This window comes from Pseudoalteromonas sp. H71 (assembly GCF_001468485.1).
GTDB lineage: Bacteria > Pseudomonadota > Gammaproteobacteria > Enterobacterales > Alteromonadaceae > Pseudoalteromonas.
Genome location: NZ_LODI01000006.1, coordinates 53,039 through 74,283, shown reverse-complemented (window position 1 = coordinate 74,283; position 21,245 = coordinate 53,039). Strand labels below are relative to the sequence as shown.

Sequence of the window (21,245 nt, the reverse complement as noted above, 5' to 3'; positions counted from 1 at the left end):
CATTTCACAATTAACACCAATAAAAAAAAGTATAAAGGATCGCTATGATCTTCGATCCATTATGCTAGAATACTCCTCCGGTTATTTAAATGGACGAGAATAACTAAAGTAGGTGATGGCATCAGCAGCCATAAAAAACCTTTTTCCACATTGGTTTAAAAATAATAAAAAAAGAACTTCGTATTATCTTTTTTAAATTAAAACATATAGTTAATTATTTTTCTAGGCGTTTAAATATGCTTTGGAAGGATTGTTTGTGTCTGTTATCTACATACTTATCCACAGCTTGCTCTTACTTAAATAAAATACCTAGCATTAATTGATAGTCGTTTTATTTTAACCCTTGTGGCATGCTTACAATTATCATAATTTTTAGCATTTAGGATCCAATTTCACCATGGCTCAGATCCCCGAAAACCCACTTATTTTAGTTGATGGTTCGTCGTATTTATTCCGTGCTTATCATTCTCCTCCGCATCTAACTAATTCTAAGGGTGAGGCTACGGGCGCTATTTATGGCGTTATTAATATGCTTAAAAGCCTGATCAGACAATATGATCCTTCGCATATGGTGGTTGTGTTTGACGCGAAAGGTAAAACATTCCGTAATGACATGTACAGCGAATACAAGGCTAATCGTCCTCCTATGCCTGATGATTTACGCACGCAAATAGCACCTATTCACAGTATTATTAAAGCAATGGGTTTTCCGCTTATTAGTATTGAAGGGGTTGAAGCCGACGATGTCATTGGGACCTTTGCGCGAATTGCATCTGAACAAAAACGCCATGTACTGGTTTCGACCGGTGATAAAGATATGGCTCAGCTTGTGAATGAGCATGTGACACTTATTAATACCATGACTGACAGTATTTCAGATCCTGACACTGTGGTTGAAAAGTTTGGTGTTGGTCCTGAACTGATCATTGATTACCTGGCTCTTATGGGCGATAAAGTTGATAACATTCCAGGCGTTGAAGGCTGTGGCCCCAAAACAGCCGTAAAATGGTTGCAAAAATATGGATCTCTGCAAGGTGTAATGGATAACGCAGGCGAAATTAAAGGCAAAATTGGTGAAAAATTAGCAAATGCATTAGATCATTTACCTTTAAGTTATGAGTTGGCGACCATTAAGTGTGACGTTGAGGTTGAATCAGATCTTGATACGTTTAAATTACAAGAGCCAAATAAAGACGAGTTAATTGCGTTATATGGTGAATGCGAATTTCGTCGTTGGTTAGCTGAGCTGCTAGATAACCCAAGTGATGCACAAACTCATTTAGCGGTTCCATCTGATGAGACAGAATTACCAAAAGTTGAAGAGGCTCATTACGAGACTATTCTAACAGAGGCGCAGTTTAATACGCTAATAGAGCAGCTCAATAGCGCTGAGCTTTTTGCATTTGATACAGAAACAACTAGCCTCGATTACATGCAAGCTCAACTAGTAGGCATGAGCTTTAGCGTTAAAGCAGGCGAGGCGGCATATTTACCGGTCGCGCACGATTATCCTGATGCGCCAGAACAACTAAGCCTTGAATTTGTGATGCAAAAGCTTGGACCAATTTTAGCTGACCCTAATAAAGCAAAAGTAGGACAGAATCTTAAATACGACAAAAGCGTATTAGCCAATGCTGGCTATGAACTTAATGGTATTAAATTTGACACTATGCTTGAGTCTTATGTTTTTAACAGCGTAGGTACGCGTCATGATATGGATTCGTTAGCACTAAAATACCTAGGCCATAAAAATATTAGCTTTGAAGATATTGCAGGCAAGGGTAAAAAGCAGCTAACATTTAATCAAATTGAACTCGAAAAAGCAGCGCCTTATGCAGCTGAAGATGCAGACATAACACTTCGCTTACACGAAGTGCTATGGCCTAAAATTGAGGCGGATGAAAAGCTTAAATCAGTATTTGAAGATATTGAAATGCCATTGGTAAGCGTCATTTCAGATATTGAGCGAACAGGGGTTGCGATTGATAGCAACATGCTTGGCGCGCATAGCCAACGCTTAGGTGAGCGCTTAATTGAACTTGAAAAAGAGGCGTTTGAAATTGCAGGTGAACCTTTCAATTTGAGTTCACCAAAACAGTTACAAGTATTATTGTTTGAAAAACTAGAGCTGCCAATAATTAAAAAAACGCCTAAAGGTGCACCTTCAACAGCTGAAGAAGTACTTCAAGAGCTCGCTCATGATTATCCGTTACCTAAAGTGATTATTGAGCACCGTGGTTTATCAAAACTTAAATCAACATATACCGATAAACTACCCCTTATGGTTAATGAGAGAACGCAACGTGTGCATACGTCATATCATCAGGCTGTAACAGCAACAGGGCGTTTAAGTTCTACCGATCCTAACCTGCAAAATATTCCAATTCGTTCAGAAGAAGGTCGCCGTATTCGAGAAGCCTTTATTGCAGCCGATGGGTATAAGATAGTTGCAGCAGATTATAGCCAAATTGAACTGCGTATAATGGCGCATCTTTCACAAGATAAAGGTTTACTTAATGCTTTTGCGAATGGCCTAGATGTTCATAGTGCGACCGCCGCAGAAGTGTTTGGTGTTGATTTAGATGACGTAACAACAGATATGCGCCGTAAAGCAAAAGCCGTAAACTTTGGTCTTATTTATGGTATGTCGGCTTTTGGTTTAGCCCGTCAGTTAGATGTTCCACGCCATGAAGCTCAACATTATATTGATAAATACTTTGAACGTTTTCCTGGCGTATTAGAGTACATGGAAACAACACGCGAAAAAGCAGCAGAAAATGGTTATGTTGAAACAATATTTGGACGCCGACTACATTTACCTGAAATAAATGCGCGTAACGGAGCCCGTCGTAAAGGCGCAGAGCGCGCAGCTATTAATGCGCCAATGCAAGGCACCGCTGCTGATATAATTAAAAAGGCCATGTTAAGTGTTAATAAGTGGGTGTATGAGCAATCTCCAAATACTGTTAAGTTACTCATGCAAGTGCATGATGAATTGGTATTTGAAATCAAAACTGATTGTGCAGAGACTTATACTGCAAAAATTTGTGAGCTAATGTCACAAGCTGCTTCACTCGATGTACCGCTAATAGTAGAGGCTGACGAAGGTGAAAATTGGGAACAAGCCCACTAAATTCTATAAACAATAAAAGCGCCGATAGGCGCTTTTTTTATGTGTATTAAAAATATGAGTAACTTATTCTTCAATTTTTTATAAACAGAATTTAGTTAAAAATAGGTTAAAATAGGTAATTATTTATGCTAAATGGTTACATGTTCGTCAATTCTAACTATTAATGCAGAATATGATTGTATTTTTATGCGTGCTTTTGTTAAAGTCCCGCCCGTCCTACTCTGTGGGACATCCTGTTGATGATGCGTCTGTAAAGATGCAACAAATTGTTAGCAACTCCCCAGTTTGCTATATCGGCCTAATAACCTTTTATTAGGCCGTTTTTTATCATGCGCTTTTCAGTTTTCTTGCTTCATTCTAATGTGATCATTCTTATGCTCAAATGTCGTAGTTATATCGGGTATTAATTGCGATATTGTAATCTCATGTTTTAGTATGGTTTAAGCTATTTCTAAATGATAGTATCCAATGAGATTTCTCTTGATTTATATATTTAAAGGAGTGCGTTATGTTTAAAGCGTTAGCTATTACAGGCCTTTCGTTATCAAGTTTATTTATGTCTAATTTTACCTGTGCCAATTGGCAGTTAGACAACGATAAAAGCCAGATAAGCTTTGTTTCTATAAAAAAAGACACCATTGCTGAAGCTCATCACTTCACTGCGATCGAAGGAAAGCTTAGCGACGAGGGTGAGTTTAATATTCATATAGATTTAGCATCGGCAGAGACGTTTATACCTATCCGTAATCAACGGCTTACAAGCCTGTTATTTGAAGTAAATACTTTTCCAGAAGCCGTACTAACAGCTAATTTGAAACAGTCGTTATCAACAATTAAAAAACCGGGCAGTTACGTGCTAAAAGGAATTAGTGCTGAGCTTGATTTTCATGGCAACAAAAAATCACTCGTAATTGATGTGCTCGTAAATAGCAACAAAAGTGGTGATTTGACGCTGGCTTCATTTACGCCAGTTATTATAAATAGTGGCGACTTTGGTGTGACAGAGGGGGTTAAACAATTACAAGAACTTGCTGGGTTACCTTCTATTGCAACCGCTATCCCCGTTACATTTGCATTAACACTTAAAAAACAGTGATTTCGCTTAATGAGCTCAGTAAACAGTTAAGTGAGCAGAGTAAGCCCTTTGATAGCTGGCAACCCTCGCATTGTGGTGAGTTGCCAATAGTTATTAACGACCAAGGTGAGTGGTTTTACGGTGGTAGTAAAATAACAAGGGCGCCTATGGTTAAGTTGTTTGCTTCTGTGTTGTGCAAAGAAGATGAATATTTTTATTTAAAAACACCTATCGAAAAAATTAAAATTACAGTAGTAGATGCGCCATTTATTATTGTTGACTGGTTTTTAGAACAGACATCTGAAGGCGAGGCATTATGTTGTATTGATAATTTAGCCAGGCAGTGGGTTGTTAGTCAGCAGCAGCCTCTGCAGGTAAAAAGTTATAAAGGCGCTAAAGTGCCTTATTTAATTTTACCTTTTGGCTGTAGTGCACGCATTTCAAGAAGTGTATTTTATCAGTGGGCTGAAAAAGCCAAGTCTGATGAGCTCGGCTATTTTATTCGATCTTCGGGTGAGGCGTTTTACTTAACTTAGCTTGCAGTACGGGTGTCTGAACTACTTTCGTCAGATGCTTTGTCTGCTGGCGGTACTGCGATCACGGGTCCTAAAAACCACTCGTCTAGTTTTTTCGCAACTTCTGGTAATCCAGTGCCTTTTAAGGACGAAAAAGCATGAACAGTAATATCGCCATCAAGTGCGCTTAGTTCACGTCGTACCTGAAGTACTTGGGCTTTGCGCGCACCTTGTTTTAGTTTGTCTGCTTTAGTTAATAAGGCTAATACAGGAATCTCACTGCCTATTGCCCAGTTAATTAAGTCTCGGTCTAAATCTTTTAACGGATGACGAATATCCATTAAAACAACAATCCCTTTTAAGCTTTGGCGCTTTTGAAGATATTCACCTAGTGACTTTTGCCACTTTTTTTTCATTTCAATTGGTACTTTAGCAAAGCCGTAACCGGGTAAATCTATTAACCGCATGTTGTCAACGTCGGCTAACTCAAACGTATTAATTAATTGAGTTCGGCCAGGGGTTTTACTTGTACGTGCTAATTTTTGATCGGTTAATGCATTTAGCGCACTTGATTTACCTGCATTAGAACGACCCGCAAACGCAACTTCAATTCCCGTATCAGCAGGTAATTTAGTGATGTCTGGAGCGCTTGTAACGAAAGACGCAGTATTATATTTGATACGAGATTTGAGCACAGGCTCTCCTAAAACTTTAAAAGTAACGTTAAGTAAACCAAATTTACTTAGGGTGCGTATTTTATACTATAAAGTATGTATTAAAAAGCGTATTTGAGTACCTAAAAGCACTGGCTGTGGTACATTTAAAGCATATTAAAGCTTCACCTTAGTCAAAACCCTGTAAATTATAAGCTTAATATGTGTAGAAAACGTGCCAGAGAATTTATTATCGTGTAGAATATGTGTATTGCAACATCATGATTGTAGATGATACAGGGTCGGGAACAGAGAATTCACCATGAAAAAAATAGCACTATCTTTAACAATACTGCTTGGTGCGTTGTCAGCAAGCAACGCAACAGCATTTGATGGCGATGTAAACGCAGGTAAACAAAAATCAGCAACGTGTGCGGCATGTCACGGCCCAGACGGCAATGCGCCGGTTAATATTTACCCTAAAATTGCAGGCCAACACCCAGATTATATCCTCAAGCAATTGCAGGAATTTAAACTAGGTATGACTTCAGGCGGAAAAGAAGGCCGTATGGATCCTGTTATGAGCGCAATGGCAATGCCATTAAGCGAACAAGACATGAAAGATCTGTCAGCTTATTTTTCGTCATTAAACATGTCAGAGGGTTCAACACCTAAAGACGTCGTTGAAGTAGGCGCAATGCTTTACAAAGCGGGTGATGCAGAGCGAGGAATTCCTTCATGTGCTTCATGTCATGGTCCTCGTGGTAACGGTTCATCGTTAGCTAAGTTTCCAAAAGTATCTTTTCAGCACCCAGAGTACATCAAGTCTCAGCTTGAAAAGTTTCGTAATGGTACTCGTAATAATGACCTTAACGGTATGATGGGTGACATAGCTAAAAAGCTAACAGACAAAGACATTGAAGTGCTTTCTAAGTACTTAGGTGGTTTACACTAAAGTCGTATTTATCTAAATTTAGATACCAACTACAGTGTAATATGAAAAAAGCAGCCTCGGTTGCTTTTTTTATGTCTGAAATTGGCGATATTGTCTTTTACTTTGTGAGACATTGACCATGCCAATGTATGGTAAAAGTCTTATTTTAAACGTCTTTTTTTTGTTAAGTTATTGTTATTTATATAGGCTTTTATTTGAACATAGGTGCAATGTAAGAAAAAAGATATAAACCAGTTGTAACAAAATTATTAACGAGTAAATTAACACCTGTCGCAAAAAACAATAAAAAAATGGAAACAGCTATAAGGACAGTAGCGCGGCACGACTACATAGCACAATGATAGTGCTACTAAAGGAAATACTACAAAAGAGTCAGGATGACCGAAAATAATAAAATAACTCATGGAAGTTTAATAATAAAAACAAAATGGAATGAAACAAGGAACGTAAAAATAATAACAATACGGACTGATAATAATAAAAATAACAAAGACTAAAAAGTCGAAGGGAGAAGTGTCCATTCAATGGCGCTCAGATTAGTAGGCGGTAGAGATGTTTTCTCTACCGCCTTTTTATTTGTCCTGTTACAATACCCACCGTTTAGCAATTTGCTAGTGCGTAATTTTAAAGAGTAGCCCAACCTCTTAAGCGCAAACTGAATTCTTCTGGCTTTGCCAGCATTGCGATGCCTATTAATTTGCGCCTCGCTCAAAACCTCTTAAGTGAGATGATCAAGATATGAGTAGAAAGAAAAAGTCACGTAAAATCCCATCAAATGGACCTGTTCGCTTAAGCCAAGATAAGCTTAAAGAAATGCGTGCGTTAAAAGAGCAGCGTGTTAAAAAAACCAAAGGTGCTAAGCCCGGTTCGCGTAATGCGCCAGATTTGCTTGAAGAACAAAGCCAAGCATCGCATTCAAGTTCAAGAGATAAGCGCATTGGTAGTAAAAAGCCGGTGTCTTTAGTGCCTGTTGCTGCTGAACCAAAAGTAGAAATGAAACGTAACTTAAAACCAGCTGTTGAACTTAAGAAAGTTATTCAACCAGAGCTTTCGCCAGAGCAAGAGCTTGAAGAGCTTGAAAATGATGTGCGTTTACTCAAGTTAGTGGAGCGTCATGAAGGCGGTGAGATGCTGACTGGTAAAGATGCGAAGTACTTCAATAGCCGCATTGCTCGTCATCAGGTTCTATGTAAGTTATTAGGCCTTGAAGACGAAGATGAGTTTGATGATGAAGATGCTTTTGGCGAAGAGAGCAATTCAGACTTCGACCAGTATTTATCAAATGATCTTGCCAGTGAATGGTTAGACGATGATGAAGACGAAGATAAGTAATTAAGGGTATTTAATGAGTACTGCAGTTATCGTGGCTTTATGTTTAGGCGCTATCATTATAGCTGGTTTGGCATTTTATGCGGGTCAGTTGTTATATAAGTTAAGTGCGCAAAAAAAGTTAATAGCTAAAACACAAGCTGAGCAAAAGCAAAAGCTTGCAGCGTCTCGTTTAAAGCGAAATGCTAAGCTTGCCGACAGTATTCATTTAATCGCACGTGCAATGAATGAAGAGCAGTGTGAGTTTTCAGAGGGATGTTTGCGCGTTTGGGTGCTTATGTCGCAATACGGTTTTGAAGACGAACGAGATTTAACCACACAGTATCCTGGTATTTATAAAATGTACCAAGTGGTAAAAGAAATGCCGACACACGACGCACGTAAAAAATATTCTAAAAAAGAAATTTTTAAGCAAGACACTGCGCGCTGGCGTGCAGAGGAAAGCTACAGTGATGAGATTAAGGCCGATTGCGTTAAAATTATTTCTGAGTTCAAAGCTGCCCCAGGTAGTGAAAACGTGGTATTTAATTAAAGTAGCGTAAAAAACATAAAAAAGCATACCTAGGTATGCTTTTTTTGTGCCCATATTATACCAATCCGCAATAATACTTAATCATTTTACGGGGCTAAACGTGTCGTTAAATGCGGTAAATAATTCTTATTTATAACAACTAAATAGCGAGTTTTTTGCCTAGCTATCAACACGTTTTTCCAGCCTCAAAATAGATCGCTTAATTAAGCGAATTGGTATTATTTGATGAGTGGATTAAATCACCCTGGAAAAACGCGTTGCGTTGATTTGATTTTGTAAGTGAGCATCAAAGCACATGCAAATGATACGAATAAATAAGTTCCCCCTTGGTGTGACACGTATGTGGTTGTTTTCAATAATCACCATTTTATCGTCTATAAGTGGTTTAAGTGAAGTCAATGCGCCTGCAAAGTAGCTATCAAACTCAATATGATACTTGTTAGCAAACTCATCTATATTTAGCTCAAACTGACAAATAAGCTGCTTAATAGCATCAGCTCGAATAACATCATCATGAATTAAATGCATGCCTTTACTAAGTGCGCAGCCGCTTTGCGTTTCAATACTATGGTAGTAATGCTTCAGCTCTTTTTTATTTTGCAAAATAGCCGTGCCAATTTGTGAAATAGACGATGCACCTAACCCTAATAAATCACAATTACCATGTGTGGTATAACCTTGAAAATTTCGATGCAATTTGCCTTTATTTTGTGCGACAGCCAGTTCGTTGTCTACTTTCGCGAAGTGATCCATACCAATAAACTGATAACCCGCTTTTGTCATCTGCTCTAAGGTATTTTTAAACATAGTTAGCTTATCGTGCGCATCTGGTAAGTCATGCTCTTTAATTTTGCGTTGTGCGGCAAATCGCTCTGGTAAGTGAGCATAATTAAATACCGACACACGATCAGGGCTAAGCTCGATGAGTTGCTCTATTGTTTGTTTAAAGCTGTCGGGTGTTTGCAGTGGTAAGCCGTAAATCATATCGGCGTTAATTGATTTAAAGCCCAATTCACGTGCCTGAGTAATTAACTGTTTAACGGTATCTGCATGTTGAGGACGATTAACTGCAAGCTGCACGTCGTCATTAAAGTCTTGAATCCCAAACGACACTCGGTTAAAGCCAAGCATTCTTAAATCAACCAGCATATTTTCAGCAAGCGAGCGTGGGTCGACTTCAATACCGCGCTCAGTTGTGCTGGTAAAGTTAAAATGCTGTTCAAGTAGCGTAATTAAGCGCTTCATTTGTTGGGGTGTTAAAAAAGTCGGGGTACCTCCACCTAAATGCAGTTGCTCAACGCTGTAGTGCTTAAATAAAGGTGCGTGTGCGGCAATTTCTTTTGCTAAAAAGTCTATATAAGTATCGGCTTTTGATTGGTGGCGAGTAATAATTTTATTACAACCACAGTAGTAACAAAGCTGACTACAAAATGGAATATGGATATATAAAGAAAGCGAACGAGATTGAGATGACTCTACGGCGCTGATTAAATCGTGTTTATCGTATCCTTCACTCAGAGATAAAGCGGTAGGATAGGATGTATACCGCGGACCAGATACATTGTATTTATTAATGAGAGCTTGGTCCCATTGAGGAAGTTTTATCATCACGCACACCTGAGTTTTAAGTAGAGCCGTGATTATAAAAAAGTAACTGAGGGGGGATGTTGATCTATAACAAAAAAGGTGCCAAAGCACCTTTCAATCACAACGTATTACACTTTAATACGTGACAGTATGCGCATCTTTTAAATACTGAAAAAGCTCTTTATAGCCTTTACCTGGCTTTTCAGCTTTTACTTCTTTTGCAGCATTGCGCACTAATTGACGCATTTTTTGACGATCTAGCGAAGGGAACTGCTCAATAGTTTCGTTTATCAGGCTGTCGCCTTGTTCTATTAAGTCTGAGCGCAGTTGCTCTATTTTTTTAACCAATACTTCAGCTTGGTTATTTTTATTAAGCATTACATCGATAATAGCTTTTATATCTTCAATGTTTTCTACTGTGCGAAGCGTTTTTGCGATGTAATTTAAGTGACGGCGGTATGCATCACTTTTGTTGCTAATTTTATCAGCAACAACCATTGCTTCTTTTAAATCGTCATTTAATGGTAGGCGCTCACGCTGCTTTTTACCCATTTTGGCAATTTCAGAACCTAACTGATGAAACTCTTGCGCTTCGCGCTTGAGCTCTGTTCTTGATACGTATTCAATTTCTTCTTCAATTTCAGCAGGCTTGCCTTTTTTCTTCGCCATGGGGTGCTCTTAAATAAAAATAACTGGCGCCATTATACGCGATTCTTTTAGTGATTAATATTAGCTGATGTGGTGCAGTGAGTGTGTTAGCATTTAACTATAAGAAATGCATGCATTATGCCTCTAAGGCTCAGGACTTAATTTATGAAAAGCCAACAAAACGATCCAATTTATTCTCAAATATCGCAGGTTAAAGATGCGGTAGCCGAAGTACTCGAACATGCTAAAAAATTAGGAGCTACAGCAGCTGAAGCTGCAATGTCTAGCACGTCGGGTTTATCGGTGAGTACACGAATGGGTGAAGTAGAAACCATTGAGTTTAACCAAGATGGTGGCCTGGGCATTAGTGTTTATGTTGGCAATAATAAAGGCTCTGCCTCAACGGCTGATTTAAATCCTAAAACATTGCGCACAGTAGTAGAAAAGGCCATTGATATTGCAAAGTTCACATCAGACGATCCATTTAATGGGGTTGCCGATAAAGAGCTACTTGAGTTTAATCCACAAGATCTTGATTTATACCATCCGTGGGATGTTAGCCCAGAACAAGGTATTGAGCTTTGCCATACTGCCGAGCAAGCAGCTTTAAATGCTGATGAACGCATTGTAAATTCTGATGGCGCCAGTTTTTCATCGCATCAAGGGCTTCGTGTTTATGGAAACAGCCATGGTTTAATTGCTGGCTTTCCGCGTACTCGTCACAGTATCAGCACCATGGTGATTGGTAAAGATGGCGAACAAATGCAACGCGATTCAGCATACACGGTTGCCCGCGATCAAGCAGGTTTAACTGATGCTGCGGCAGTCGGGCTTGAAGCTGCATCAGAAACATTGGCTAAACTAAACAGCCAAAAATTAGGAACAATGAAAGTCCCTGTTGTATTTAGGGCTGATATTGCAAACTCATTATTTGGCCATTTAGTGTCAGCGATTGGTGGTGGCGCACTTTATCGTAAGTCGAGCTTTTTACTCGATAGTTTAGGAACACACGTATTTAGTCATTGTGTAAATATTGCTGAACGTCCACACATGTTAAAAGGGTTAGCTTCATCACCGTTTGACAGCGAAGGTGTTAAAACGGTTGATCGTGAAATAATCCAAGGTGGTGAGTTACAAACTTATTTATTAGCAAGTTACGCCGCGCGTAAAATGAACATGACCCCTACAGGTCATGCAGGCGGAATTCATAATTGGTTAGTAGAACAAACGCATAACGATTTAAAAGCAGTGTTAAAAACAATGGGTACCGGCTTGTTAGTTACCGAGCTTATGGGGCAAGGTGTAAACACAGTAACAGGTGATTACTCTCGCGGTGCTGGTGGTTTTTGGGTTGAAAACGGAGAGATTCAACATCCCGTTAGTGAAATTACGATTGCCGGCAATTTAAAAGATATGTTCAAAGGTATTTCTGCTATTGGTGGCGATATTGAGCGCAGAGGTGGTATTCAAACTGGCTCTGTTTTAATTGAGCAAATGCAAATAGCAGGTGCTTAATACCTAATTTACGCTTACTTATGGGCACACTTATATTTACTGCAATGCCGCTAAATTTAAGTGTGTGAATAAGTACGATTTGAGATGTTTAATGGCTAAAGATAGATACGCACCAAAACCACTCACCGATATTATGGCGGGCCTAAACAACCGTCTGTCGGCTTATGCTGGTAAAAGCCAAGCTCTCGATACTCAGCAAACTTTACTTAAAGACTTTTTAGGCCCTAAATTAGGAGATAAATGTCGCGTAAGTAATTATCGCGATGGCACGTTGATGATTGAAGCGGTATCGGCCCCGATAGCGCTTAGGCTTAATTATTTAAAAATGGATATGCTATCGCACTTTAGGGCCGCAGGTATGGCTGAACTGGGGCAAATTAAAATTACAGCTAATCCTCAGGCCACTCAGCGATTAAGTACGTCAAACAAAACAGCTTCAGCCGCCGTCACCAACTCGCGTAAAATGAGCGAACAAACAGCCGATTATTTAAATGCGATTGCCGACTCAGCACCTCCTTCATTAAAAGAGAAGTTACAACGTTTGGCCTTACACGGTAAAAATAAGAGCTAATTACCAACTGCTTTATTAAGCTATTGATAGGGTAATTTAGAGTGCTCATCTCATTCAAAATACTTTGTTACATATTCTATTTCAATGTTCTCAAAATCAGGTTTATTATAGCGCTATTGCACTCAATGATAAGTGTAAGTTGATGCCCATTCCATTAAGTAAAAGCTGACTGCTATCTTGTTAAAGAGCTTAATGGAGTTGGTATGAGCAATTTATAACATTGACTAACAAATGGATTAATTATGAATAAAGTAACAATGGCCGCTGCGAGTATTGCACTTGCGCTTGGCTTAGTAGGTTGTGGCGAAAAACAACAAGAAACTCAAGTAGCCGACACTCAAGCAGCAACAGCACCAGCAGAGAAACCGTTAGAGCTAGGTATTGAATTGGCTAATATGGACAGCTCAGTTCGTCCGCAGGATGACTTTTACTATCATGTAAATGGAACTTGGTTAGCAACAACTGAAATCCCAGGTGATAAGTCTAACTATGGGTCTTTTTCGCAATTATACGATGAGTCGCAAAAAGCGATGAAAACGGCGCTTGAAAACGCAGCGGCCAATAAGTCGGCTGAAAAAGGCAGCGACGAGTATAAAATTGGCGCATTTTATAAAAGTTATATGAATAAAAATGCCCGTAATGAGCTAGGTGTCACACCGCTGCAACCGTCGCTAGATAGTATTGATAGCATTGAGTCTAAATCTGACTTAGTTGGCCTTATGGCGTCTATTCAACAGCAAGGTGGCACTTTACCGTTTGGTTGGTTTATTAACAACGATGCTAAAAATTCAAGCGAATACGCATTGTACTTATCGCAATCAGGTCTTGGCTTACCTGATCGCGATTACTACTTAAAAGACGATGAGAAGTTTACTAAAATTCGCGCCTCTTACGAGCAATACATGACTGATGTGTTGGCTAAAGCGGGTGTAAAAGAGGCTGCACAAGCTGCAGTAAATGTACTTGCCTTTGAAAAAGCCATTGCTGATGCGCAGTGGAGCCGTGTACAAAGCCGTGATGCAACTAAGTCGTATAATAAAATGACTGTAGCCGAGGCGAATAAATTAGCCGGTGAGCTTGATTTAGCTGCGTTCTTTAAAAATGCAGGTGTAAACACCGCTGATATTATTGTGCGTCAGCCTAGTTATTTTGAAGCGCTGGGTAGTATTTATCAAAACACGGACTTAGAAACGTGGAAAAACTACCTTAAGTTTCATTTTGTAAGTGGCTATGCTCAGTTGCTAAATGATGATTTAGTTGATCTTAAATTTAACTTTTATAGCACCACTTTACGTGGCGTAGAAGAGCAAGCGCCACTTTGGAAAAAAGCCGTTGATGCCTCTAATAGTGTGCTAGGTGAAATTTTAGGTAAAGTATACGTTAAAGACAACTTTCCGCCTGAAGCTAAAGCGCGTATGGAAGAGCTGGTTGATAACGTAATTAAAGGTTACAGCGTTGCAATTGAAGGTCTTGAGTGGATGGGACCTGAAACAAAAATTGCAGCACAAGAAAAGCTAGACAAATTTATTCCTAAAATTGGTTACCCTGATAAGTGGAAAGACTACTCTGAACTAGAAATTAATTCAGACGAACTGGTAGGTAACTACATTCGTTACAGTCAATGGGCATATAAAGATATGATTGCCAAGCTTGGTCAGCCTGTTGATCGCTCTGAATGGTACATGACACCACAAACGGTGAATGCGTACTACAACCCGGTAAACAACGAAATTGTATTTCCAGCTGCTATTTTACAACCGCCATTTTTTAACTTAGAAGCCGATGATGCTGTCAATTACGGTGCAATTGGTGCAGTTATTGGGCACGAGCTTGGCCATGGTTTTGACGACCAAGGTTCTAAATACGACGGCGATGGTAACTTGCGTAACTGGTGGACTGAAAGCGACCTTAAGCAGTTTGAAGAGCGTTCAGGTGCGTTAGTTGATCAATTTAACAAGTACAAGCCGTTTGACGATGCGAATGTAAACGGCGAGCTTACGCTTGGCGAAAATATCGGTGATTTAGGTGGGTTAACTGTCGCGTATAAAGCATATCAGCTATCATTAGGTGACAATAAAGCACCAGTTATTGATGGTTACACTGGTGATCAACGCTTCTTTATGGGGTGGTCGCAAATTTGGCGTCGTAACTACCGCGATGAAGAATTACGTAACCGCTTAATGACCGACTCGCATTCACCAAGTCATTACCGTGTAATTGGTATTTTGTCTAATATGCCAGAGTTTTACGAAGCGTTTGATGTAAAAGAAGGCGACAAAATGTATATCAAACCAGAAGACCGCGTAAAAATTTGGTAATTGGTATTCTTTTTGGCTAACTTAGTAAAAACCAGCAAGTGTTTAGCTTGCTGGTTTTTTATACTAATAACATTGCTGCTATTGCATGAGGGTTTTATACATCCAGCTTTCATTACTTAAAATGTTTTTATATAAAGCCAGTTGGTTTTGAGCCCGCTCTAAATTATGCTCTGCATGAGCGGTTTTAAAGTACACATCGTTATTTAAGTAATCAGTTAAAAAACGCACGCTAAGCATCAAAGGCATAATTTTAGCACCAAGCAACAAGCTTGATTGCTCTGTATTACTCATAAGAGGCTGAAGGGGAGCGAGGTAACCCTTAACGAGCGCCTCAAAAATCTCTTTTCGAATAATAACCTTATCAAGATTCGTCGAATCCTCTGCTTCTGCAGAGCAAAATGTACGTACCATATCGCCAAAATCATACAGTAAAAAACCAGGCATGCAGGTGTCTAAATCAATAACAGCTTTCGCTTTATGGGTTTTACTGCAGTACAGCATATTATTTATTTTAGTGTCGTTGTGGCAAACGCGAACGGGTAAATGTTGAGTTATGGTTTTAAGTTCGTTCACTAAGTGCTGCTGCGATAAGCAATATTCTATGTCGTTTTTACAGCGGTTAAGCCTTCTTTTATTACTATTCGTCATTGCTGTATTTAGCTGCTCAAAGCGCATTGTCAGATTATGAAAATCATCAATAACAGTATGTAGTGTGGCTGTATCAAAGTCGTGTAAGGCGCTTGCAAAAGTACCAAAGGCTAAAGCGGCTTGATGTGCTTGCGCTGGATTTTTAACCACATCTTCACTGTAACTGTGCTCAATAAAGTTAAGTACACGATACGGCTCTTCATTAAGCATGGTTAAATATTCGTTGTTGCATGTATTGATGTGCTTAACAATATCGAGTGGATAGTTATTTTGCTGCTGCTTAGTATTCAGATGTTGCTCAATAAGTTGTGCGTTACTGACAAGTTGAGCAGGGTGTTTAAATACATGGGTGTTAAGTTTTTGCACAATAAATCGCTGATCAAAATGTGTTAGTAGCCATGTGCTGTTGATATGGCCGCTACTTATGGTACTCAACTGAGTTGATTCAGGGTTGAGTTTTAGCAGTTTACTTAACGTATTTTGTACAGTGGTATTCATTGTAACTCACTTAATCAGGCGTATCGAGATTGCAGTTTTTCAATTATTTCAGCATTAGCTGCGGGGAAGTCATAGTTAGTTAACTCACTAATATTTACCCATTCACTAGGTTGCCCTTCAGCGCCATGTGCTTGACCGCTAAAGTTACTGACAACGTGGATATCGAGTCTCACGCATTTGTCGCCATAATCGTGTTCAATTACCATGAGTTGGCTAGAGCTGTGGATAGTAATACCTACTTCTTCAATTAACTCACGTTTTAGCGCTGCAAATACACTTTCACTTGCTTCAACTTTACCACCAGGAAACTCCCATAAGCCACCTTGATGCTGCTCGTTTGCACGTTTACAGATAAATATTGCATTATTTTTTTTAATTACACCAACGGCTACATTTATTATTTTTGTTGTCATGTTTTTATCCCATAAAAAAAGCGACGCAAGCGCCGCTTTTTAATTACTTACAATGCGTCGTTATTTTAATTTACCACAACATTGCTTGAATTTTTGACCCGAACCACAAGGACACGGATCGTTGCGGCCAACTTTTGGCTCTGTTCTTGCCATAACCGTAGCACTTGGAGGTGCTTCGCCGCCTACGTGCTCAGCTTCTTCGTGTTGGTACTCGCGAGGTGCATTTTCACTCTTACGGTGTTGCTCTTCTACTTTTTCAACATCTTCTTCAGCGCGCACTTGTACTTTACTTAAAATACTCACTACATCAACTTTTAAGTTTTCAAGCATTTCAGAGAACAGTTCAAACGATTCGCGCTTGTATTCTTGCTTAGGGTTCTTTTGTGCGTAACCACGTAAGTGAATACCTTGGCGTAAGTGATCCATCGCCGCAAGGTGATCTTTCCAGTGTTGATCAAGACTTTGCAGCATAATTGCTTTTTCGAATTGACGTAGAACTGAGTCACCAACCTGCTGCTCTTTTTGCTTGTAAGCTTGATCAACGGCTTCTTCAATACGCTCACGAAGCTTTTCTTCGTATAGCTTATTGTCGTCTGCTAACCATTGAGTGATAGGCAGCTCAATTAAGAAATCTTGTTTTAAGCGCTCTTCAAGACCCGGTACATCCCACATTTCAGCAAGGCTTTGTGGAGCAATGTATTGATCTATTGTATTGCTCAGTACGTCACCACGAATTGCAGTGATAGTTTCTGAAATATCACCTTCTTCAAGTAACTCGTTACGCTGAGAGTAAACAACACGACGTTGATCGTTTGCTACGTCATCGTACTCAAGTAGTTGCTTACGAACATCAAAGTTACGTGCTTCTACTTTACGCTGTGCGTTTTCAATTGCGCGGTTAACCCATGGGTGTTCAATTGCTTCACCGCGTTGCATGCCTAGTTTACGCATCATGTTAGTCATGCGCTCGCCGGCAAATATACGCATTAGCGCATCGTCCATCGATAGGTAAAAACGGCTAGAGCCTGCATCACCTTGACGACCAGAACGACCACGTAATTGGTTATCTATACGGCGCGATTCATGGCGCTCAGTGCCAATAATATGCAAACCGCCAGCGTCAATAACAGCATCATGACGAAGTTTCCATGCAGCTTTAATTTCAGCAATTTTTTCATCAGTTGGGTTATCAAGTTTTTCAACTTCGCTATTCCAGTTACCACCAAGCACAATATCGGTACCACGACCGGCCATGTTAGTTGCAATAGTTACTGTACCAGGTAGGCCAGCATCTGAAACGATATCGGCTTCTTGTGCGTGGAATTTAGCATTAAGCACGTTATGCTTAATTTTCTCTTTGCGTAAAAACTGCGATAAGTACTCAGAGCTTTCGATTGATATAGTACCTACAAGTACAGGCTGTCCGCGTTCTTGGCAGTCTTTGATATCAACTAAAATAGCTTCGTATTTTTCTTCTTGCGTTAGGTACACTAAATCAGCGCGATCATCACGGATCATTGGCTTATTAGTTGGCATAACAACGGTATCTAAGCCGTATATTGACTGAAATTCAAATGCTTCAGTGTCGGCCGTACCAGTCATACCCGCTAATGTTTCGTACAAACGGAAATAGTTTTGGAATGTAATAGAGGCCAATGTTTGGTTTTCGTTTTGAATTTTTACACCTTCTTTAGCTTCAACAGCTTGGTGTAAACCTTCAGACCAACGACGACCTTCCATTGAGCGACCGGTATGTTCGTCAATGATGATAACTTCGTTTTCTTTAACAACGTAATCAACATCTTTTTGATATAATTTGTGTGCGCGAAGGGCAGCGTAAACATGGCTTAATAACGTGATGCTGGCGGCAGAATAAAGCGAATCGCCTTCTTCAATTAAACCACGTTCACTAAGTAATTCTTCTACTTTAACTTGGCCACGTTCAGTTAAGTGAACTTGCTTAGATTTTTCATCAATGGTGTAGTCGCCATCGCCTTCTATACCTTCCTCGTCTTCTTTATCTTGTAGTTCAAGTAAAGGAACGATGGTATTTATTTCAGTGTATAGTTCTGAACTGTCTTCAGCAGGGCCTGAAATAATAAGCGGCGTACGAGCTTCATCAATTAGGATTGAATCTACTTCATCGACGACGGCGTAAAATAATGGACGCTGAACGCGCTCATCAATACTAAATGCCATGTTGTCGCGAAGGTAATCAAAACCAAACTCGTTGTTTGTACCGTAGGTAATGTCAGCAGCATACGCTTGCTTTTTTTGTTGTGGCATCATGCCAGGAACATTACAGCCCACAGTGAGGCCTAAAAATTCAAATAACGGACGGTTAGTTTCAGCATCACGCTTTGCAAGGTAATCATTCACGGTAATAACGTGAACCCCTTTGCCTGTTAAGCCGTTTAAATAAGCTGGAAGGGTTGCTGTGAGTGTTTTACCTTCACCGGTGCGCATTTCTGCAATACGGCCTTCGTGTAAAACCATGCCGCCTAGTAGCTGTACGTCAAAGTGGCGCATGCCATTAACACGCTTAGATGCTTCACGAACTACTGCAAATGCTTCAGGTAGAATATCGTCAAGGCTTTGTCCGTTATCGTAACGTTCTCTGAATTCTGCTGTTTTAGCGCGTAAGTCTTCATCAGAAAGCGCTTCTAGCTGCGTTTCAAGCGCATTGATTAGCGCGACCGTCTTTCTAAAGTTTTTAATAGTGCGGTCATTGCGACTACCAAAAATCTTGGTAAATAAATTAGATATCATGATAAAACCGTTACAATCAATTCTTTGTTAGCCGCGTATCGGCTAACCCATTTTTAACAATTGGTAATTAATATGTGCTTTTAAGTAACACTTAGTACATATTAATTAGCAATTTTGTATTAAACCGTTCAAAAAGCACTGTTTATTACGTGCGCTACTATACCAGACTCTGCCAAACAACAAACTACCTCAGCCAAAAGATCTGTATATAAAATAGAAAAATTTGATCTGCATTCTAAAAAAGCTGTGGTACTGACTGGTTGCTACAAAATTAGTAGCAAGCTGTAAATATATGGTGCTTAAAAAATTAAAAACAAGGGGGGCGTTACATTTGTGAACTTTGGCTATTTATGCTCAGATAATAACATTGAGTAACGATGTGTTTAACATGAAGGTGTGTGTCAACATGCAAAATAAAGTGAATAAATTAGTGGTATTGGGTGCTGGCTGGTTAGGTCATGCGCTATGTGCGAATGCACAGCAGGCAGGTTGGCAGGTGCAAGGCACTCGTCGGTCCGATACGCAGGAGTTTAATTTTGAACGCCAGTTTATAGTAGAAAATAATCAGCTAACCCATCAGCTTGATTTAGAGGGAGCGTATTGGGTGTGTGCCATTCCACCACGAAGTAGGCACAGTGAAAGCAACTACCCAGAAACACTTACTGCGGCCTTGACGTTGTCTAAAAAGTTAAATGCAAAAGGATTTGTATTGTGTTCATCTACAGGGGTTTATGACCAAGAACCCGGTGTATACAGTGAAAGTAGCGATATTGCTTGCGCCAACCCAAGGCAAACAAAGTTGTATCAGGCTGAAGAGCAGGTTCTTGAGCAAAATGGTAAGGTACTTCGTTTAGCAGGATTACTTGGCCCAAATAGAGAGCCTGGTAAGTTTGTTGCGGGAAAAGAGCTAAATACTTCAAGTCAGCAAGTAATTAATATGGTGCACCAGCAAGATGTAATAAATGCTATTTTTGCGGTAATAGCACATTGGCAAGTTGGACAAAATATTTACAATGTAGTCAACCCTGACCACCCAACAAAAGCCGATTACTATGCGTTAAAGTGTAAGCAGCATGGTGGTGAAATGCCAAAATTTACAAGTGATGAAAAAGCTGAGCGCAAGGTTATTGGCTCAGCTATAGAGGCGTTAGGCTTTACTTACCAATACGGTATTTAAGGCATGTTTTTAATAAGATGGTAGAGGGTTGCGCTCAATAAAGTTGCACAATTTACCTTCGCTCAATAGCGCGTTAGTTTGCTCTATATCGGGGGCAAAATAGCGATCTTTATCGTAATAGGTTACGTGTTCGCGTAATAAATTTTTTGCCTTTAAGACTTTTTCACACGGGTTTAGCGGTTTTCTAAACTCTAAGCCCTGTACCGATGCAAGCCATTCTATAGCCAAAACACCTTGTGTATTATCGGCCATTTCTTGTAATCGCCTCGCAGCGAACGTGGCCATTGAAACGTGATCTTCTTGGTTGGCAGATGTTGGTAAGCTATCTACAGACGCGGGATGTGCAAGCGACTTATTTTCAGATGCCAATGCAGCTGCTGTCACTTGAGCAATCATAAAGCCAGAGTTTACTCCACCATTTTCCACCAAAAAGGGTGGTAATTTTGATAAGTTAGAATCAATAAGCAGGGCTATTCTGCGCTCTGCTAAAGCGCCAATTTCTGCAATTGCAATAGCGAGGTTGTCGGCCGCCATGGCGACAGGCTCAGCGTGAAAGTTTCCGCCAGAAATAATATCGCCCACATCGGCAAATACGAGTGGGTTGTCGGTTACCCCATTTGATTCGCACAGTAATACTTCTGCTGCTTGACGTATTTGTGTTAAACACGCGCCCAATACCTGAGGTTGGCAGCGCAAGCAATAAGGGTCTTGTACTTTTTCACAGTTAACATGAGAGTCGCTAATTTGTGATTGAGTATCAAGTAAATCTCTAAACACTTGCGCGGTATCTATTTGACCACGTTGTCCACGAATTTCGTGAATACGTGAGTCAAAAGGTGCGCGGCTGCCCATTGCTGCCTCAATACTTACCGCGCCAATTACACAGCTTTGTGCATATAAATCTTCTGC

17 protein-coding genes are annotated in these 21,245 nt (G+C 39.9%); 10 read left to right on the top strand and 7 right to left on the bottom strand.

Features of this window, described 5'->3' with window-relative positions; genetic code table 11:
- Nucleotides 1-397 precede the first annotated feature (397 nt).
- From polA to ATS71_RS05375, 3 genes are all read left to right on the top strand, one after another.
- Nucleotides 398-3,133, top strand: a complete 2,736-nt coding sequence (polA, locus tag ATS71_RS05385) for a DNA polymerase I (protein ID WP_058403883.1) — start codon at nt 398-400, stop codon at nt 3,131-3,133.
- Between the two features lie 508 nt (nt 3,134-3,641).
- The gene (locus ATS71_RS05380) at nt 3,642-4,229 is read left to right on the top strand and encodes a YceI family protein (RefSeq protein ID WP_058403882.1); all 588 of its coding nucleotides are present in this window, start codon (nt 3,642-3,644) and stop codon (nt 4,227-4,229) included.
- On the top strand, nt 4,226-4,744 hold the full coding sequence (locus ATS71_RS05375) for a DUF1285 domain-containing protein (RefSeq protein WP_058403881.1): 519 nt from the start codon (nt 4,226-4,228) through the stop codon (nt 4,742-4,744). Before ATS71_RS05380 ends, ATS71_RS05375 begins: the two co-directional genes overlap by 4 nt.
- Here ATS71_RS05375 and yihA read toward each other — a convergent pair.
- Nucleotides 4,741-5,418 (bottom strand): ribosome biogenesis GTP-binding protein YihA/YsxC, encoded by a 678-nt coding sequence (gene yihA, locus ATS71_RS05370; protein WP_058403880.1) that lies wholly within the window; start codon nt 5,416-5,418, stop codon nt 4,741-4,743. The two genes, ATS71_RS05375 and yihA, sit on opposite strands and share 4 nt — an antisense overlap.
- 280 nt (nt 5,419-5,698) lie before the next feature.
- Between yihA and ATS71_RS05365 the strand changes: the two genes are divergently transcribed.
- The 3 genes from ATS71_RS05365 (at nt 5,699) to ATS71_RS05355 (ending at nt 8,192) form a co-directional block, all read left to right on the top strand.
- Nucleotides 5,699-6,331: a c-type cytochrome gene (locus ATS71_RS05365; protein WP_058403879.1), complete on the top strand. Its 633-nt coding sequence runs from the start codon at nt 5,699-5,701 to the stop codon at nt 6,329-6,331.
- A 738-nt stretch (nt 6,332-7,069) separates the two neighbouring features.
- A complete protein-coding gene (yihI, locus tag ATS71_RS05360) occupies nt 7,070-7,663 on the top strand; it encodes a Der GTPase-activating protein YihI (RefSeq protein ID WP_058403878.1) in 594 nt (197 codons plus the stop codon).
- Nucleotides 7,664-7,676: 13 nt separating this feature from the next.
- Entirely contained in the window at nt 7,677-8,192 is a 516-nt protein-coding gene (locus ATS71_RS05355) for a DUF2489 domain-containing protein (protein ID WP_058403877.1), read from the top strand.
- A 234-nt stretch (nt 8,193-8,426) separates the two neighbouring features.
- On the opposite strand, the gene hemN is transcribed toward ATS71_RS05355, so the two are convergent.
- Together hemN and yjgA are read right to left on the bottom strand one after the other, a co-directional pair.
- Nucleotides 8,427-9,800 carry an oxygen-independent coproporphyrinogen III oxidase gene (gene hemN, locus ATS71_RS05350; protein WP_058403876.1) on the bottom strand — a complete coding sequence of 458 codons (1,374 nt, stop codon included), beginning with the start codon at nt 9,798-9,800 and terminating at the stop codon, nt 8,427-8,429.
- 114 nt (nt 9,801-9,914) lie between these two features.
- On the bottom strand, nt 9,915-10,448 hold the full coding sequence (gene yjgA / locus ATS71_RS05345) for a ribosome biogenesis factor YjgA (protein WP_006793069.1): 534 nt from the start codon (nt 10,446-10,448) through the stop codon (nt 9,915-9,917).
- Between the two features lie 144 nt (nt 10,449-10,592).
- Between yjgA and pmbA the strand changes: the two genes are divergently transcribed.
- The 3 genes from pmbA (at nt 10,593) to ATS71_RS05330 (ending at nt 14,831) form a co-directional block, all read left to right on the top strand.
- The gene (gene pmbA / locus ATS71_RS05340; protein WP_058403875.1) at nt 10,593-11,942 is read left to right on the top strand and encodes a metalloprotease PmbA; all 1,350 of its coding nucleotides are present in this window, start codon (nt 10,593-10,595) and stop codon (nt 11,940-11,942) included.
- Between the two features lie 91 nt (nt 11,943-12,033).
- Nucleotides 12,034-12,513: a DUF721 domain-containing protein gene (locus tag ATS71_RS05335; protein ID WP_058403874.1), complete on the top strand. Its 480-nt coding sequence runs from the start codon at nt 12,034-12,036 to the stop codon at nt 12,511-12,513.
- Between the two features lie 242 nt (nt 12,514-12,755).
- The gene (locus tag ATS71_RS05330; RefSeq protein ID WP_058403873.1) at nt 12,756-14,831 is read left to right on the top strand and encodes a M13 family metallopeptidase; all 2,076 of its coding nucleotides are present in this window, start codon (nt 12,756-12,758) and stop codon (nt 14,829-14,831) included.
- Between the two features lie 78 nt (nt 14,832-14,909).
- On the opposite strand, the gene ATS71_RS05325 is transcribed toward ATS71_RS05330, so the two are convergent.
- From ATS71_RS05325 to secA, 3 genes are read right to left on the bottom strand one after another with little or no spacing between them, the layout of a single operon-like run.
- Complete coding sequence (locus ATS71_RS05325) at nt 14,910-15,977, bottom strand: phosphotransferase enzyme family protein (protein WP_058403872.1); 1,068 nt, start codon at nt 15,975-15,977, stop codon at nt 14,910-14,912.
- A 14-nt stretch (nt 15,978-15,991) separates the two neighbouring features.
- Nucleotides 15,992-16,390 (bottom strand): 8-oxo-dGTP diphosphatase MutT, encoded by a 399-nt coding sequence (gene mutT, locus ATS71_RS05320; RefSeq protein WP_058403871.1) that lies wholly within the window; start codon nt 16,388-16,390, stop codon nt 15,992-15,994.
- Nucleotides 16,391-16,450: 60 nt separating this feature from the next.
- Complete coding sequence (secA, locus tag ATS71_RS05315; protein ID WP_058403870.1) at nt 16,451-19,159, bottom strand: preprotein translocase subunit SecA; 2,709 nt, start codon at nt 19,157-19,159, stop codon at nt 16,451-16,453.
- A gap of 406 nt (nt 19,160-19,565) precedes the next feature.
- Here secA and ATS71_RS05310 point away from each other — a divergent pair, with 406 nt between their 5' ends.
- The gene (locus tag ATS71_RS05310) at nt 19,566-20,336 is read left to right on the top strand and encodes an NADP-binding protein (protein ID WP_058403869.1); all 771 of its coding nucleotides are present in this window, start codon (nt 19,566-19,568) and stop codon (nt 20,334-20,336) included.
- 9 nt (nt 20,337-20,345) lie between these two features.
- On the opposite strand, the gene ATS71_RS18820 is transcribed toward ATS71_RS05310, so the two are convergent.
- On the bottom strand, nt 20,346-21,245 hold a 900-nt coding region (locus ATS71_RS18820; protein ID WP_235591414.1), incomplete at its 5' end, for an aromatic amino acid lyase.